The sequence below is a fragment of the Streptosporangium sp. NPDC023963 genome, from assembly GCF_040639135.1.
Taxonomy (GTDB): domain Bacteria; phylum Actinomycetota; class Actinomycetes; order Streptosporangiales; family Streptosporangiaceae; genus Streptosporangium.
In genome coordinates this window covers 193452-207994 of sequence record NZ_JBEZZK010000004.1, presented here as the reverse complement: position 1 = coordinate 207994, position 14543 = coordinate 193452, and the positions used below count along the sequence as shown (strand labels likewise).

12 protein-coding genes and 1 riboswitch are annotated in these 14543 nt (G+C 71.9%); of the genes, 2 read left to right on the top strand and 10 right to left on the bottom strand.

Annotation, left to right across the window (positions count from 1 at the left end):
* Nucleotides 1-3: 3 nt before the first annotated feature.
* The 5 genes from AB0F88_RS15405 to AB0F88_RS15385 all read right to left on the bottom strand — a co-directional run bounded on the left by AB0F88_RS15405 (nucleotide 4) and on the right by AB0F88_RS15385 (nucleotide 6091).
* On the bottom strand, nucleotides 4-948 hold the full coding sequence (locus AB0F88_RS15405; RefSeq protein ID WP_362683054.1) for a sugar ABC transporter permease: 945 nt from the start codon (nucleotides 946-948) through the stop codon (nucleotides 4-6).
* Nucleotides 949-1031: 83 nt separating this feature from the next.
* On the bottom strand, nucleotides 1032-2381 hold the full coding sequence (locus AB0F88_RS15400; RefSeq protein ID WP_362683051.1) for an ABC transporter substrate-binding protein: 1350 nt from the start codon (nucleotides 2379-2381) through the stop codon (nucleotides 1032-1034).
* Nucleotides 2382-3063: 682 nt separating this feature from the next.
* A complete protein-coding gene (locus AB0F88_RS15395) occupies nucleotides 3064-3759 on the bottom strand; it encodes a CHAP domain-containing protein (protein WP_362683048.1) in 696 nt (231 codons plus the stop codon).
* An 18-nt stretch (nucleotides 3760-3777) separates the two neighbouring features.
* Nucleotides 3778-3916: riboswitch (cyclic di-AMP (ydaO/yuaA leader) on the bottom strand.
* Between the two features lie 699 nt (nucleotides 3917-4615).
* On the bottom strand, nucleotides 4616-5194 hold the full coding sequence (locus tag AB0F88_RS15390; RefSeq protein WP_362683045.1) for a TetR/AcrR family transcriptional regulator: 579 nt from the start codon (nucleotides 5192-5194) through the stop codon (nucleotides 4616-4618).
* A 15-nt stretch (nucleotides 5195-5209) separates the two neighbouring features.
* Entirely contained in the window at nucleotides 5210-6091 is an 882-nt protein-coding gene (locus tag AB0F88_RS15385) for an oxidoreductase (protein WP_362683042.1), read from the bottom strand.
* Between the two features lie 188 nt (nucleotides 6092-6279).
* Between AB0F88_RS15385 and AB0F88_RS15380 the strand changes: the two genes are divergently transcribed.
* Together AB0F88_RS15380 and AB0F88_RS15375 are read left to right on the top strand one after the other, a co-directional pair.
* Complete coding sequence (locus AB0F88_RS15380) at nucleotides 6280-7320, top strand: hypothetical protein (RefSeq protein ID WP_362683039.1); 1041 nt, start codon at nucleotides 6280-6282, stop codon at nucleotides 7318-7320.
* Nucleotides 7321-7435: 115 nt separating this feature from the next.
* Nucleotides 7436-8638, top strand: coding sequence for a DUF6716 putative glycosyltransferase (locus AB0F88_RS15375; protein ID WP_362683036.1), 1203 nt, complete (start codon nucleotides 7436-7438; stop codon nucleotides 8636-8638).
* A 30-nt stretch (nucleotides 8639-8668) separates the two neighbouring features.
* Here AB0F88_RS15375 and AB0F88_RS15370 read toward each other — a convergent pair whose 3' ends face one another.
* The 5 genes from AB0F88_RS15370 to AB0F88_RS15350 form a co-directional block, all read right to left on the bottom strand.
* Nucleotides 8669-9727, bottom strand: coding sequence for a HAMP domain-containing sensor histidine kinase (locus AB0F88_RS15370; RefSeq protein WP_362683033.1), 1059 nt, complete (start codon nucleotides 9725-9727; stop codon nucleotides 8669-8671).
* On the bottom strand, nucleotides 9724-10398 hold the full coding sequence (locus AB0F88_RS15365; protein ID WP_362683030.1) for a response regulator transcription factor: 675 nt from the start codon (nucleotides 10396-10398) through the stop codon (nucleotides 9724-9726). Before AB0F88_RS15365 ends, AB0F88_RS15370 begins: the two co-directional genes overlap by 4 nt.
* A 6-nt stretch (nucleotides 10399-10404) precedes the next feature.
* On the bottom strand, nucleotides 10405-12108 hold the full coding sequence (locus AB0F88_RS15360) for a serine hydrolase domain-containing protein (protein WP_362683027.1): 1704 nt from the start codon (nucleotides 12106-12108) through the stop codon (nucleotides 10405-10407).
* Between the two features lie 191 nt (nucleotides 12109-12299).
* Nucleotides 12300-13589, bottom strand: coding sequence for a polysialyltransferase family glycosyltransferase (locus AB0F88_RS15355; RefSeq protein WP_362683024.1), 1290 nt, complete (start codon nucleotides 13587-13589; stop codon nucleotides 12300-12302).
* Nucleotides 13586-14515, bottom strand: coding sequence for a glycosyltransferase family 2 protein (locus AB0F88_RS15350; RefSeq protein WP_362683021.1), 930 nt, complete (start codon nucleotides 14513-14515; stop codon nucleotides 13586-13588). Before AB0F88_RS15350 ends, AB0F88_RS15355 begins: the two co-directional genes overlap by 4 nt.
* Nucleotides 14516-14543: the final 28 nt, after the last annotated feature.

The following is a 14543-nucleotide window of genomic DNA, read 5'->3' as shown; positions in this document are numbered from 1 at the left end:
CCGTCACTTGGAACCCCCGATACGGCGGGTGAAGGAGTAGTTGATGAGTGTCCCGATGAGGATCAGCGCGAACAGCAGCCACGAGGCGGCCGCGGCGTAGCCGAAGTCGAAGTCGCGGAACGCCTCCTTGACGATGAACATCGCCACGGTCTGGTACTGGCCGGTGGCGCCGCCGCTCATCGTCGGGTTGCCGTCGAACATGACCGGCTCGGTGAACAGCGTCAGGCCGCCGATGGTGGAGATGAACACGACGAAGACGATCGTCGGGCGCAGCATCGGGATGGTGATCTGCCAGAACTGCCGCCTGGGCGTGGCGCCGTCGATGGCGGCGGCCTCGTAGAGGTCCTTGGGGATGGTCTGCATGGCGGCCAGCAGGATGATCGCGTTGTAGCCGGTCCAGCGCCAGTCGATCATCGTGGAGATCGCGATCCACGAGGACCACTTCTCGTTCTGCCAGTTGATCGCGTCGACCCCGAAGAAGCTCAGGAACCAGTTGATCATGCCGTAGTCGCGCCCGTACAGCTGGGTGAAGACCACCGCGACGGCGACGACGGAGGTGATCAGCGGCAGCAGCACGCCGAGGCGGAAGAAGAGCCGTCCCCGGATGCGCTTGTTGAGCGCGTTGGCCAGCAGAAGGGCCAGGACGAGCTGCGGGATCGTCGACATGACGAACATGCCGAGGGTGTTGAAAACCGCGTTCCAGAAGGCCTCGTCGGTGATCAGCTCGATGTAGTTGTCGAGGCCGACGAGGGTCTTGTCCCCGGCGAGCTCCCACTCGTGCAGCGAGACCCAGAGGGTGTAGCCGAGCGGGAAGATGCCGAAGACGGCGAAGAGCAGAAAATATGGGGAGACGAGGAAGTAGGGGGTCGCCCGGAGGTCGAACCGGGCCCACCCGTTGCCCCGACTCGGTCCGCGGCGCCCGGCCGGGGAGCCGACGTACGATGTCATCGATCAGAGCCTTTCAGCGGGGGCAGGCGACAGGCCCGGCCGCGGGATAACCGCAGCCGGGCCGATGCGGGTCGGTACGGGGATCAGCCCGCTGCCTTGACGCCGGCCTCGAGGAACTTGGTCCAGGCCTGGTCGTAGGGGACCGAGCCCTGGTCCATGCCCTCGAGCACCTTCTCCACCGAGGTCTTGACCTGGGCGTGCTTCTCGCCGAGGAAGACGGGCAGCAGGTCCTTGACCGAGGCGCCGAAGATCTGGCCGGTCGGCGCGTCGTTGAAGAACGCGTTCTTCAGGTCGGCGACCGCCGGGTCCTGCTGCGCGGGGATGGAGCTCGGGAAGGCCGCGGCCTCCTGGAAGGCCATGACGTGGCCCTCCTTGCCGGTGAGGTAGTTCAGGACCTCGGCGGCCTCCTTGGGGTGCTTGCTCTGCTTGGGGATGGCCAGGTACGAGCCGCCCCAGTTGCCGGCGCCGCCGGGCACGGACGCGACGTCCCACTTGCCCTTGTTGCCGTCACCGGCCGCACCGGAGACCACGCCGAGCATCCAGGCCGGGCAGCCCATGGTCGCGAAGGCGCCCTTCTTGATCGCGGCGTTCCACGGCGGGCTGAACGAGGCGAGCTTGGCGGTCAGGCCCGCCTCGCTGAAGGCCTTCACCGTGTCGAAGGAGGTCTTGATGGCCGGGTTCGTCTCGATGACGAGCTTGTTCTCCTTGTCGAAGTAGGCGATGTTGCCGTTCTTCGGCGCCTCCTGCGACAGGATCACGTTGTAGAGCGTGTTCGGGCCGTCAATGAACTTGGGATCGGTCTTGCCGGGGTTGGCGGCCTTGAACTTCTCGCCGATCGCCTTGAAAGCGTTCCAGTCCGGCCAGAGCTTGCCGACCTCCTCGCGGTCGGTGGGCAGGCCCGCCTTCTCGAACAGGTCCTTGCGGTAGCACATGGTCATGCCGCCGATGTCGGTGCCCAGGGCGAAGAGCTTGTTGTCGGCGTTGATGCCGTTGTCCCACTTCGCCGCGGGGAAGTCGGCCTTGCGGCTGTCCAGCCCGTACTCGGCCAGGTCGGTGAAGAACTGCGGGCGGGCCTTCATGAGGCCCATCGCGCCCTCGTCCAGGGCGATGATGTCGGCCGCGCCGCTGCCCGCCTGCAGGCGCTGGAGCAGCTGCGGGAGGTAGACGTCCTCGAAACGGTCGGTCAGGTTCTGGTACTTGACCTGGATGTTCGGGTTCGCCGCGTTCCACTTCTCCACGGCCTTGTCGTAGCCGAAGTTCTCGCCGCCGCCGAAGGTGTGCACGGTGATGGTCACCGGCTCGGCCGGAGCGGCGGAACCGGTGCCGGCTGCGGGCGCGGGCGGCTCGCTGGAACTGCACGACGTGATGGCCAGGGCGGTGGCCGCCATGACCGCGACGGCGGCCAGCTTGCCGTGCCGCTTGTTGTTCAACATTACGGACCCCTCTCAGGTGGTCGCCCGAATCATTGGGAGGCGACATCGCGGGCCGGTCCCCGACAAACGCGGTCCTCGCGACGAGGTCGTTCCTCAATGTGCTTTGGGAGCGCTCCCACGAAGAGTGGACGATAGGCAACCAGGACGTCAATATGCCGAAACTCAACCGTTACATCCGGCTGTTTTAGGCAGGACTATCGGTATCGAAGGTGCACAAACGCCTCATCAGGGTGATTGGGAGCGCTCCCATCTCACGGACATACAGTCGGGGCATTTCGTGTCCGTGCGGGACGGTGGCCGCCGCGGGCGCCCTCGGCGGTGGCGGCGGAAGGCTGTCAAGGGGGTGTCAGGGCAAGCGCGGGGAACGCGGGGAACGCGGGGAAGAGGCGCGAGCGCGGGTGCCGCCACCGCCGGGGCGGGCGTGGGGGAGGGGTGCGAGAGGGGGACCGCCGGGGCGGGCGTGGGGGAGGGACGCGAGAGGGGGGCCGCCGGGGCGGGCGTGGGGGAGGGGCGCTGCGGCGAGCGTCGCCGGGATGGGGATGGGGAGGACGCGGAAAGCTCCCGGGGGCGCCGCTCGTTCGAGCGGCGCCCCCGGGAGCGGGGGATCGGGCGGCCGTTCACCGGCGGGGGGCCGGGACGCCCGCGCCGCGGGGGACGGCGGGCGCGGGCGGCGGGTGCGGGGTCAGCTGGAGTAGACGGGGTAGCCGTAGCCGACGACCTGGGAGACGGGCCGGACGCGCTGTTCGACGTCGCCGTTGCCGGTGTTGCCCTCGATCGTGGTGATCGTGCCGTCTCCGTTGTCCTTCTTCACGAAGCCGACGTGGTCGATGCCGTCGATGCTCTTGCCGCCGTCCCAGTCGAAGTAGACGACGGCGCCGGGGGTGGGGATGGTGCCCCAGTGGCCGTTGTCCTTGAACCACTCGGCGTGGGCTACGGTGTAGGCGTCCCAGCCCATGGTGGGGCGGATGCCGGCCATCTCGCCGACCCAGGAGACGAACATCGCGCACCAGGGGGCGTTGGCGTAGTCGTACACGGTGTTGCCGCCGTCGCGGGCGAGGGTCTCCTTGGCGCGAGGGCTCGACATGTACCAGGAGTGGAACTTGGTCCCGCCGCCCTGGGAGTTCTCGCGGATGCCGATCTGCTTGGAGGCGATGTCCAGGACCTTCGCCGCGGAGACCTTGGGCAGCCTCTCGGCCACGATCTGGAGCGGGGTCTTGGCGGCCTTGGAATCCTGTGCCTTGGTGTCGACGGGGGGTGCGTTCACGACGCCGTGGCCGTCGGCCAGGGCGACGCCGGTGGTGCCGGTCGTCAGGGCGATACAGGCACCCAGGACGGCGCATGCCGCGCGGGGGGTGGAGATGAGGCGATGCTTAGCCATACGGGGGTTCGACTCCTTGCTTCGCTTCCATTCCGCCTACCGGGTTAGCTGACGGGTTCGGGCTGGGAAGTGCCCTACGGCGCACGAGTGCGCTGATTCACCCCAGGAACGTGGTTCCCCGGTTCCGCAGACCTCGCGGATTCGGCGGCCGCGCCCACCAGCGGCGGAAGGTCTCCGCCAGGTGGGACACAGTCGGGCAATGTGACGGCAATGCACAGACCTGGATAGACCTAGGCAATTGCCATGAATAGGACGAAGGTACGCCAGGGGGACAGACGATTACAAGTAGGACATATTGCCCTGGCTTGGGAATACGTCCGAACCGGGCCGGTGTCGCGGGGTGCCGTCCGGCCCGGGGGGCGGGGTGGGACCGTGCCGGCCGCGCCCCTTCCCGGCGGGCGGGAGGGCGCCTCGCCGAGGCCGGGATCCCCTGTCCTCGCGGCGATCCCGGGTTTCCGGACCCGCCTGCGAGCCGCCGGCCGGGAGGTGCTGTGACGTGCGGGCGAGCCCCCTGGTCCGAGGTGGCGTGCTCTCGGATTATCGAACAGGCATTCGATGGTAAAAAGTATTCGGATGGTAGGGGTTCTCCCATGGGGGTCAGGGCGGGGCGCGCGGGATCCGGCGGCCGCTTGCCCGTGCCTGACGGGGTTTCCGCAGCTCAGGGCGGTGGGGATGGGCGCGATCGGGCCGTCGGCGGGACTGGCCGCCCGAAGGGTAAAGAAACGTGCTCCCGGAGGGGCCCGACGCCCGCGAAGGTAAAGGCGGGAGGTAAAGGAACCCGCTTTCCAGGAGGCCTCGTCGTCCGCGAAGGTAAAGGCGCGCGGCGCAGGGGAGCGCGTTCCGGGAAGGTGTCCGCTCAGGTCGCGGGGCCGGACCACGCGCGAAACAGCGGAAGCAGGAAGCGGTCGACCGTCTCCTCGACGAACTCCCGGTCCAGCGGCTTTCCGGTGAAGAACAGCCGGTACCACACCAGCGCCTCGGTGACCTTCCTGAGCTCCGCCGCGTCCACCGGCCCCGGAAGCTCGCCGCGCTCCCTGGCGCGGTCGAGCAGCGGGGTGGTGCCCGTGATGTCGGCGCGGGGCACGTTGTCGCGCAGGGCGGCGGCCAGGTCGGGGGAGGTGAGGAGCGCGGGGAACAGGCCGAAGATCATCGAGTGTCTCCGTTCCAGGATCCGGCAGAACCCGTCCACGACCTCGATCAGATCCCCGCGCATCGTCCCGGTGTCGGGCGGCGGCGCGACCTCGATCTCAAGGTGGTTGCAGATCAGGTCCACGACCAGCGCCTCCTTGTCCTGCCAGCGACGGTAGATCGTGGCCTTGCTGGCGCTGGCCCGCCTGGCGATCTGGTCGACGGACATCCGGTCGTATCCGACCTCGGACAGCAGGCCCGAAGTCGCGTCGAGGATCGCCCGTTCCCGCGCGGGATCGAGACGCAAGGTGCCTCCGGTGGTTCACGAGTGCTGCCTGATCTCCCAGAATCGTACGCCGGTCAGCTCCTCCGACCTCTCCCAGAGCCTCGCCGCCACGGCCGCGTCCAGCGCCCTCGGCGAGGGGCGCAGCACCTTCGGCCCCGGCCCGACGTACTGCCCGCCCCTCGCCTCGGGGGAGGTCGCCGCGTACAGGGACGGCAGGGCGCCCTTGGCGGGCGGCTGCAGCGCCAGGCGCAGCAGGGCGTTGAGGGGGCGGGAGAGGGCGCCGGCCTTCATGATGCCGGTGGCCGTCATGCCCGGATGGGTCGCCAGGCTCAGCAGGGCCGTCCCCGAGGCGTCGGCGCGGCGCTGCAACTCCAGGGCGAACAGCAGGTTGGCCAGCTTGGAACGGCCGTAGGCGGAGAACCTGCCGTACCGGCGGTCGAGAGCCAGGTCGTCGAAGTCGATCGCGCCGACGGCGTGGGCGTCGCTGGAGACCGTGACCACCCGGGCGGCGGGGGCGGCCAGCAGGCGTGGCATGAGCAGCCCGGTCAGCGCGAAGTGCCCCAGGTGGTTGACGCCGAGCTGGGTCTCGAAACCGTCGGCGGTGGTCCGCCGGGGCATCGGCCCCACCCCGGCGTTGTTGACCAGCAGGTCGAGCGGCCCGTCGACCGTCTCGGCGAACGCGCGCACCGAGCCGAGGTCGGCCAGGTCGAGCGCCCTCACCTCCGCGGCCGCCCCCGGCACCGCCGCCCTGACCGCGTCGAGCGCGGCCCGGCCCCTGTCCGCGTCGCGCGCGGTCAGGACGACCCGGGCGCCGTGCCTGGCCAGCTCGAGCGCCGTCGGCACGCCGATGCCGCCGCTCGCCCCGGTGACCACCGCGACGGAGCCGGTCAGGTCGGGGATCTCGTCAGCTGTCCACATCGCTCGCTCCTCTTCCGGATTGACGGATCTTCCGAATCGAAGGACGGATCCGTACCGGACCACGAAGTGTACGAAACCGTTCCGTACACCACGGTAAAGGCCGGAAAGATCACCCACAAGCACGCGTGGTCGGCTGTTCATCCGCAGTTCCCGGGCGCTTAAGGACACCGGGTTAGGTTGTGGCAGTCGTGAACGGGTCATCGCCCGGCGTGGAGGACGGCCGAGACCACGCGCGGGAACAGGGTTCGGCCGTTGCCTGGGTGGAGTCCCCGCTGCAGATGCTCTGCGCGGTGGAGGCCCATCATGCCGGGCTGCTCGGTGCCCGCAGCCATCTCGTGCCCAGGGCGAAACTCCGCCCGCTGGCCGTGACGGGCCGCGAGCTGGGCCGTCTCGCCCTGCCCAGCGGGCTGGAGCTCACCGCGGCCAGGCCGGACATGCCCCGGCCGCGCCGGGGCGAGACCTGGGTGGTGGGCGACGCCTTCTCCGGCAAGGTCCAGTTCCGCTGGCTCACCGCGCTCCCGGGCCGGATCGTGATCGTCGACGACGGGCTCGCCACCATCCGGCTCCTGGAACTGCTCACCGGCAGGATGGGAACGCCCCTGCTGAGGGCCAGGGGGAAGGCCGGAAGGCTCAGGACCGCCCTCGGCGCGGCGGCCGGGCTCAGGCTGCGCGCCGCCGCCCGCTCGGGGCGGCTGTCGATCTTCACCGCGCTGCCCGTGCCCCCCGACCTGGCGAAGGCCGTACGCGCCGGGGGAGCCGAGCTGGTCACCCACGACTTCGCCTGGCTGCGCTCCCAGCCGCTGCGCGCGCCCCGTCCCGAGGAGCGCACCGTCGTCCTCGGCACCTCGCTGGTCCGCAACGGCCTGATCCACCGCGACCGCTACTTCAGCTGGCTGGCCGGGCTCGGCTCGGACGGTCCGGTGGCCTACTTCCCGCACCGCCGCGAGGATCCCGACGACCTCGCCCGGGTCGGGGAGCAGCCGGGGATCACCGTCTACGACGGCGGGACCCCCGCAGAGATGACCCTGCGCGGGCTCGCCGCCGAGCAGCGGGTGCTGAGCCTGCCGTCCACCGCGGTCACCTCCCTGCGGGTGCTGCTCTCGGCCCGGGGCGTCGCCGTGGAGACGGTGGACGTCCCCGACGAGTGGTGGACGGCCGAGGCGGTTCCCTCCCTCCGCTCCCACCTGTCGAGGTTCGCCCATCACGACACGGGAGTCACCGGGCCATGACCCCGCGGCCGGCGCCCGGCGGGCCCGCCGCTCGCGGGACGCGCGCCGCACTTCTCTCCACACGAAACCGTACGAAAACCGCGCGAAACCGGGGATTCCCCGCCGGAGGTTCTCCTTGAAGGTCCTGGCCGTGGCCGACTCCGACTCCTACCTGAAGTGGGCGGCCTGCCTGCTGAGGGACCTGCCCTCGGGCTGCGAGACGGAGCTGGCGGTCATCCGCACCCCCATCACCCCGTCGCCGGCGCAGATCCAGGCAGCCGTCGCCGGCTCGGCGGCCGACCCGCCCGTGCTGTCGGCCCGCGCGCTGCGCAGGACCGCGGAGCGTCTGCGGCCCGACGTGGTGCTCGTGGCCTGCACGGGGCCCGTGGTGGACGTGCTGGTCGGCGAGGTGCTGGCCGGGCTGCGGCCCCGGCCGGTGTTCGTCTCGGGATTGCCGGGCATCTCCGTCCCGGCCACCGAGAAGGCGTGGCTGTTCCGCAGCGGGTGCGACCTGTTCGTGCTGCACAGTGGCCGGGAGGTCGAGGAGTTCTCCGAGATCGGCCGCAGGCTGGGCGGAGGCGGCCAGGTCGGGCTGGCCCGGCTGCCGTTCCTGCGCGACGGCGTGGACGTCCCCGCCACCGGGCCGCGCGACCGGGTGGTGTTCGCCACCCAGGCCAAGGTGCCCAGGCGCAGGGAGGAGCGCGAGCGCGTCCTGCTCGCCCTGGCCGAGCTGGCCGGGAGGCGGCCGGACCTCGACGTCGTCGTCAAGCTCCGCGCCCTGGACACCGAGCGCCAGACCCACAACGAGCGCCACCACTACCAGCGCCTGTGGCAGTCGCTCGCCGAGGAGGGCCGGGTGCACGCCGGGGCCGTGCGCTTCGCGGTGGGGCCCATGCACGAGCACCTGGCCCACGCGGCGGGGTTCGTCACCGTCAGCTCGACCGCCGCGCTGGAGGCGATCGCCCAGAAGGTGCCGCTCCTGGTGCTGTCGGACTTCGGGGTGGGCGCCGAGATGATCAATCTGGTCTTCGAGGACAGCGGCCTGCTCGGCACCCTCGACGACCTCTCCGCCGGTCGCTTCCTGGACCCGGACGACGCCTGGTGCAAGGTCAACTACTTCCACCCCGGCGGCGAGAGCGACTGGGTGTCGCGGATGGTCTCCCTGGTCGGGCAGGCCCGCTCCGGGCGCCTCGTCCCGGCGAGGTCCCTGCTCGAGGGCCCCGAGTTCGCCGCGGCCCGCCGCCGCGCCCGCATGCGCGTGGAGGTCCCGCCGAACGTGCTGCGCGTCGGCTATCGCGCCAAGCGCCGGATGCGCCGCTATCTCAAGGCGCTCGGCTAGCCACGGCCCGGGGACCGTCCTCGAGACCGGTCAGCGGTGCAGGGTGAGCCGGAAGGCGCAGCCGTCACCGCCGGGCCGGGAAGGGTCCAGCGTGAGGTCGCCGCCGTGGGCCAGCGCGATCTGCCGGGCGATCGGCAGGCCGAGCCCGGTGCCGGGGACGTCGCGCCGGCCGCGCCAGAAGCGCTGGAAGACGTGTTCGCGTTCGCCGGCGGGGATGCCGGGGCCGTGGTCGGTCACGGTCACCGCGGCCTCGGCGCCGGTGACCTCGACGTCGATCTCCACCGTCGAACCGGCCGGGGCGTATCTGATCGCGTTGTCGACGAGGTTGGAGATCGCCCGGCTCATGGTGGGCTCGTCGACGGAGCACACGGCGGCGGGCGGGCCGGTGACCGACAGGCCGATCTCCTTGCCGGCCGCCAGCACGCCGGCGTGCTCGACGACGCCGCGTACCAGGGCCATCAGGTCGGCCGGCCGCCGGTCGACGGCGCGGGCCCGCGCGCGGGCGTCGACCAGCAGATGGTCGATCGTCGTCTGGAGCCGTTCGGACGCCGCCCGCGAGCGTTGCAGCCCTCGCCGGTAGATCTCGACGGTGGGCGCGGGGTGATCGAGGAGCACCTCGGCGTTGGTCATCAGGACCGACAGCGGCACGCGCAGCTCGTGGCTGGTCTCGTCGATCAGCCGCCACTGCGTCGCGGCGGCCTGTTCCAGCCGGTCGAGCATGGCGTCGAAGGAGGCGGCCAGCGCCACGATCTCGGCCGGTCCGCGATCCATGGCGATGCGCCGGCTCAGGTCCGTTCCGCCGATGTCGTCGGCCGCCGCACGGACCCGCTCGATCGGGGCCGTCGCCCGGCCCGCCCACCACCAGGCGAGCGCGGCGGCGGCAGGAGCGAGCGCGAGGATGGTCCAGCTGACCCACGCCGACCTGTGCGTGGAGGTGCTCCGGACGACCTCCGCGCCGTCGAGCGTCCGGAGGGTCGTCTCGGTGTCGGTCACCAGGATCACGCCGAACAGCAGCAGGACCGGCAGGTAGCTCGCGAGGAATCCGAGCACGGCCAGGCGCGCGCGCAGCGACCACCAGGGACGGGTCATGACGAGGGCACCTCCAACCGGTAGCCGGCATTGGTGATCGTGAGAATCAGGGGAGGATCGCCGAGCTTCCTGCGCAACCGGCTGAGGATGACCCGTACCGAGGCGGTGAAGGGGTTGGCGTGCGCGTCCCACACGTGTTCCAGCAGGTCCTCGGCCGAGAGCGTCGCACCGGGGTGGTGCATGAAGTAGCGCAGCAGCGCGTACTCGCGCGAGGTGAGGCCGAGCTCGACGCCGGATCGCCACACCCGGTGGGCGGTCAGGTCGAGCGTCAGCTCGCCCACCCGCAGGATCGAGCCGTGGTCGTCGCCGCGGCGGCCCAGCGCCCGCAGCCGGGCGACGAGCTCGGCGAAGTGGAACGGCTTGACGAGGTAGTCGTCGGCACCGGCGTCCAGCCCGGCCACCCGGTCGGCGACGGCGTCGCGGGCGGTCAGCACGAGCGTGCGCCGGGGGCGGTGCAGGTCGGGATCGCGGGCGAGCCGGCGCACGAGGTCGAGCCCGTCGCCGTCGGGCAGGGACAGGTCGAGGCAGGCCACGTCGTAGGCCGTGGTCCGCAGCGCCTCCTCCGCCTCGCGGTAGGTCGCCGCCAGGTCCACCGCGTACGACTCGTTGCGCAGGCCGAGGGCGACCAGCTCGGCCAGGTCGGGGTCGTCCTCGACGATCAGGATGCGCACGGCGGGTCAGCCGGTCCGCCGGGCGGTCGACGTCCCGTCCGCCCGGGAGACGACCAGGTTCCGGTCCCGGAGGGAGAGGCTCACCCGCGGCCCGGTGCCGGTCGGGTCGTCGGGGACGTAGCGGCCGTCCCCGGAGGGGACGAAGGCCAGCCTCGGGGGTTTCGTGGGGACCTCCGCCGCCTGGACGCCCCCTCGCTCGTTCACGGTGTACCAGCCGAGGACCGGCCGGGTTCCCGCGGTGACGGTGACGTAGGTGCGCACCTCGCCGCCGACGGTCACGGTGCCGGCCAGGGCGACGTCGCTCACGGGCCCGAAGGAGGCGGTCAGGGACTCCCGCTCCTTGCGGCCCTCCTGCGTCCGGCCGGCGAGCAGCGCCAGCACGCGTTCGTCGTGCCCGCGCATGTCACCGGCGGTGGAACCGCTCGGCGGGAACAGCGCCGTGACGGCGTCGGGGCCGGTGGCGGAGACCGTCACCTTGCCTGCGGTCGCGCTCACGTCGAAGGAACCCCCCGTCTCCAGCTCATACGATCCGACGATAGCGGCGAGATCGCCGCCGTCGCGGGCCGCGACGGTGGGGGTGGGCAGCGGGCCGCCGCCGAGCAGTGCCGGACCCACCGCCCGCAGCAGGTCCTCGGCGCTCACCTCCGGCCTGTTGGCCGCTATCGCGACCACCCGCTCCTGCCCGGGGATCCACGCGACGGTGGTGTTGTGGCCGATCTCGCCGCCGCCCCCGGCCGTGGCGAGGAACGGTTCGCCGAACAGCGACTCGTCGAACGCCACCCAGCCGGGGGTCTCGGACCTGCCGCCGCCCAGGTCGTGCCCCGGCCTGCCGATGGTCTTGGCCGACTCGCGGGAGAGCAGCCGCCCGGTGAACAGCGCGTGCGTCCAGGCCGCCAGATCCCGCATGGTCATGGCGAGGCCCCCGTTGCCCTCCACGGCCCAGTACGGCCCTTCGAAACCACCCGGGTGGCCGGTCGTGCCGTTCTCGAGGCGGCCGGCGGCCCGGGGGCCGGCCACAGCCGGCTCGCCGTCCCAGAATCCCCCCGCGACCCGTCCGCCGGGCAGCCGCAGGATCCTCGATGCCAGGTAGGCGCGGAAACTCCGGCCGGACGCCTTCTCGACGACGAGCGCCAGCAACGTGTAGCCGGCGTTGGAGTACAGGTAGCCGCGCCCGGGCTTGTGGGCCGGCTCCAGCGCGCCGATCGCCGCCACCGCGGCGTCCCGGCCGAGCGGCTCGTGGTCGCCGCCGGCGTGCGAGCCGTTGAGCCCGCCGGTGTGCAGCAGCAGCTGCCTGACCGTCGCCTTGGCCGCGGCGCCGCCCAGCTCGGGCAGGATCCGCCCCGCCCGGTCGTCGAGCGAGAGCTTCCCCTCCTCCACCAGGGCGAACACGGCCGCCGCGGTGAAGGCCTTGGTGACCGATCCGATGCTGAACACCGTCTCCGGCGTGTTCGGCCTTGCAGTGGCGTCGTCGGCCGTGCCGTAGGCGGCGAGACACTCGACCCTGCCGCCCTTCGTGATCGCGATCGATCCGCTGAACCCGGCCCTCGCCCACGCGCGGAACGCCGTGTCCAGCCGGTGGTCGCACCGCGTCGCGCCGGCGTCCGCGGTCCGTCGCGGCTCCTGGCCCGCCGGGCCGGCCGGGCCGGCGTCGCACGCCGCCAGGGTCGCGATCAGCGCGACGGCGGCGATCGCTGGAAAGGATTTTCGCATGAGGGCGAAGCTAGGACCCCGCCTGCAAACCTGATGTGAACGGCCACCGCGCCGGGCCGGGGTCCCGCCCGGCCCCGCCACGACGGCGGCCGTTCACCGGCCCCGCCGTGGCCCTGCCGTGGCCCTGCCGTGGCCCTGCTGTGGCCCTGCCTTGGCGGGGCCGGGTCCGCGGGTCTACCGGGTCCGCGGGTCTAGGGGAACGCCTTCGACAGGCGGTCGCGGAGCCTGCCCAGGGGACTCCGCTCCCGGGGGGCGGCGGCGGCCCGCGGGGCGATCAGGTCCAGGGCGCCGAGGCGCTGGCGCTTGAAGTAGCGGGCGGGGCCGTGCGCCTCCAGGTAGGCGGCGGCGCTCTCGCGCAGCCCCGGATGGACCTCGGCCTGCATGCAGTAGCCGACCGCGCCCACCAGGGCGGGAAGGTCGACCGGCGGCGGTTCCTCCAGCGAGCCGTCCGCCGACAGGCGCGGCAGCAGGGCGTCGGTGACGGTGGCCGGGATCCGGTTGCTGTTCTCGTACGGGGTGAGCCACTCCAGGACCAGCTCGCCGCCCACCGTCGCCACCGGGAGCCCGAAGTAGCGGCTCGCGGTGATCAGGGCGGTGGAGAAGCAGCCGACCACGAGCTCGGGCCGCAGCGCGGCGAAGCACGACTCGGCGGGTACGGTCTCCGCCACCACCTCGAGCTCGACGCCCAGCTCGGCGGCCGTCTCGCGCAGCCGCCTGGCGTGCCCGCGCCCGGCGGCCGGGTGGGGCTTGAACAGCACGCCGCGAAACCCCCGCGCGGCGAGGCCGCGCAGCATGTCGTCGTGCAGCCGCGACTCCTCCTCGGGGGTGACGAGGTCGAGGGCGGACAGGTACTGCCCGAGGATCATCGCCCGGCCCGGGGGAGCGTCGCTGGTCTCCCCGCCGACACTTCCGATCACGTCGAGGAAGGCCCGGCCGGGGATGATCTCGGCGGGGACCCCGTACTCCGACAGCAGCAGCGGCGTCAGGCCGGGGACCAGGTCGAGGTGGAGCAGCCGGGTGATCCGGCCGGAGATCTCCAGCGGCAGCGGGTCGCGGGTCGGGCCATAGCTCATCAGGCCGTCGGAGTAGACCGAGATCGGGCAGTCCTTGACCAGCCCCGCCAGGGTCCTGGCCGGGGGGACCGCGACGGACTCCAGGACCAGTTCGGCGGGCCCGTCGCCCAGGGACAGGTGCGAGCCGACCAGGCGGCTCAGCATCGGCACCTCGATGACGCGGGCCTTCCAGTCGGAGGGGTGCAGCGGGGCCACGATCTCGTTCCACGAGTGGACCTCGTCGAAGCGCGGGCGCAGCGCGGCGAAACCGGGGGTCTCGTCCAGGGACGGGGTGATCTCCGGGATGGCCGCGTTGTTGGACACCAGCAGGATCCGGCGCCCCGCGCGGGGACCGAAGCGGCCGTCGTCGATCGCCGCCGCCAGCGTCATCGCGCCGAACAGGGTCGAGGCGTAGAACAGCTGCGTCATCGGCCCTCCAGGAGTCTCTGCAGGATCTGGTCGCGTTCCGGGTCCAGGCGGGTCTCGGCGAGCAGGTCCGCGGGGAACCGCCTCAGGGTGGCGGCGCCGCGCTCCTCGAAGCGGGCGCGCAGTTCGGGGGAGAACCGCTCGCCCATCTCCAGGTGGTGGGCCAGGAGCGCGCGGAACATGCGCACCGCCTTGGGTGCGAACTCCTCCTCCAGGTCCTCGAAGACCAGGTCGAAGGCGTCGAAGAAGTGCAGCTGCCTGGCGTCGCCGATCTGCGTCAGCGAGCCCGCCACCATCCGCCGGTAGAACAGCCCGGCCAGCGACACCACCGCGAACGAGCTCGCGGCGCGGTGCAGCCGCCAGATCCACGGCCTGTCCTCGGCGGTGTGCAGGTGCCCGGGGAAGGTCAGCAGCTCGCCGAGGTCGCGGCGGTAGATCCCCGCCCACGCGTACGGGTAGTCGACCATGGTCTTCGACCGGGCGGGCAGGATGTGGTCGCGCGGCTTCAGCACCACCTCCCGGGTGGCGAGCGGCGCCCGGTGGATCACCCGCTTCCTGCCCTCGGCCTGGACGTGGTCGACCCGGACGAAGTCGCAGCCGAGCCGCTCGATCGCCCCGACCAGGTCCTCCAGGTAGCCGGGCGCGAGCCAGTCGTCGCCGTCCATGAACGTCAGGTAGCGGCCCGAGGCCAGGGCGACCCCGAGGTTGCGCGCGTCGGCCAGCCCGACCGGCGCGTCGTTGTGCAGCACGACCAGACCGGGCAGGTCGTCGCGGAAGTCCTCGACGATCTGCCCGGTCGCGTCCGCGGATCCGTCGTCCACCACGATGAACTCGAAGTCCCGGCGCGCGTTCCTGACCAGCGAGGTCAGCGCGTCACCGATGTAGGCCTCCGCGTCCCGCACCGGGACGACGACGGACAGCTTGATCAAGTTGTTCTTCCCGTTCCCGGTCGGAGGT

What these genes read in the sequence shown, in the direction of transcription:
- AB0F88_RS15400 (WP_362683051.1), bottom strand. Translation starts at nt 2,381, where the DNA reads ATGTTGAACAACAAGCGGCACGGCAAGCTGGCCGCCGTCGCGGTCATG.
- AB0F88_RS15355 (WP_362683024.1), bottom strand. Translation starts at nt 13,589, where the DNA reads ATGACGCAGCTGTTCTACGCCTCGACCCTGTTCGGCGCGATGACGCTG.
- AB0F88_RS15395 (WP_362683048.1), bottom strand. Translation starts at nt 3,759, where the DNA reads ATGGCTAAGCATCGCCTCATCTCCACCCCCCGCGCGGCATGCGCCGTC.
- AB0F88_RS15360 (WP_362683027.1), bottom strand. Translation starts at nt 12,108, where the DNA reads ATGCGAAAATCCTTTCCAGCGATCGCCGCCGTCGCGCTGATCGCGACC.
- AB0F88_RS15405 (WP_362683054.1), bottom strand. Translation starts at nt 948, where the DNA reads ATGACATCGTACGTCGGCTCCCCGGCCGGGCGCCGCGGACCGAGTCGG.
- AB0F88_RS15370 (WP_362683033.1), bottom strand. Translation starts at nt 9,727, where the DNA reads ATGACCCGTCCCTGGTGGTCGCTGCGCGCGCGCCTGGCCGTGCTCGGA.
- AB0F88_RS15385 (WP_362683042.1), bottom strand. Translation starts at nt 6,091, where the DNA reads ATGTGGACAGCTGACGAGATCCCCGACCTGACCGGCTCCGTCGCGGTG.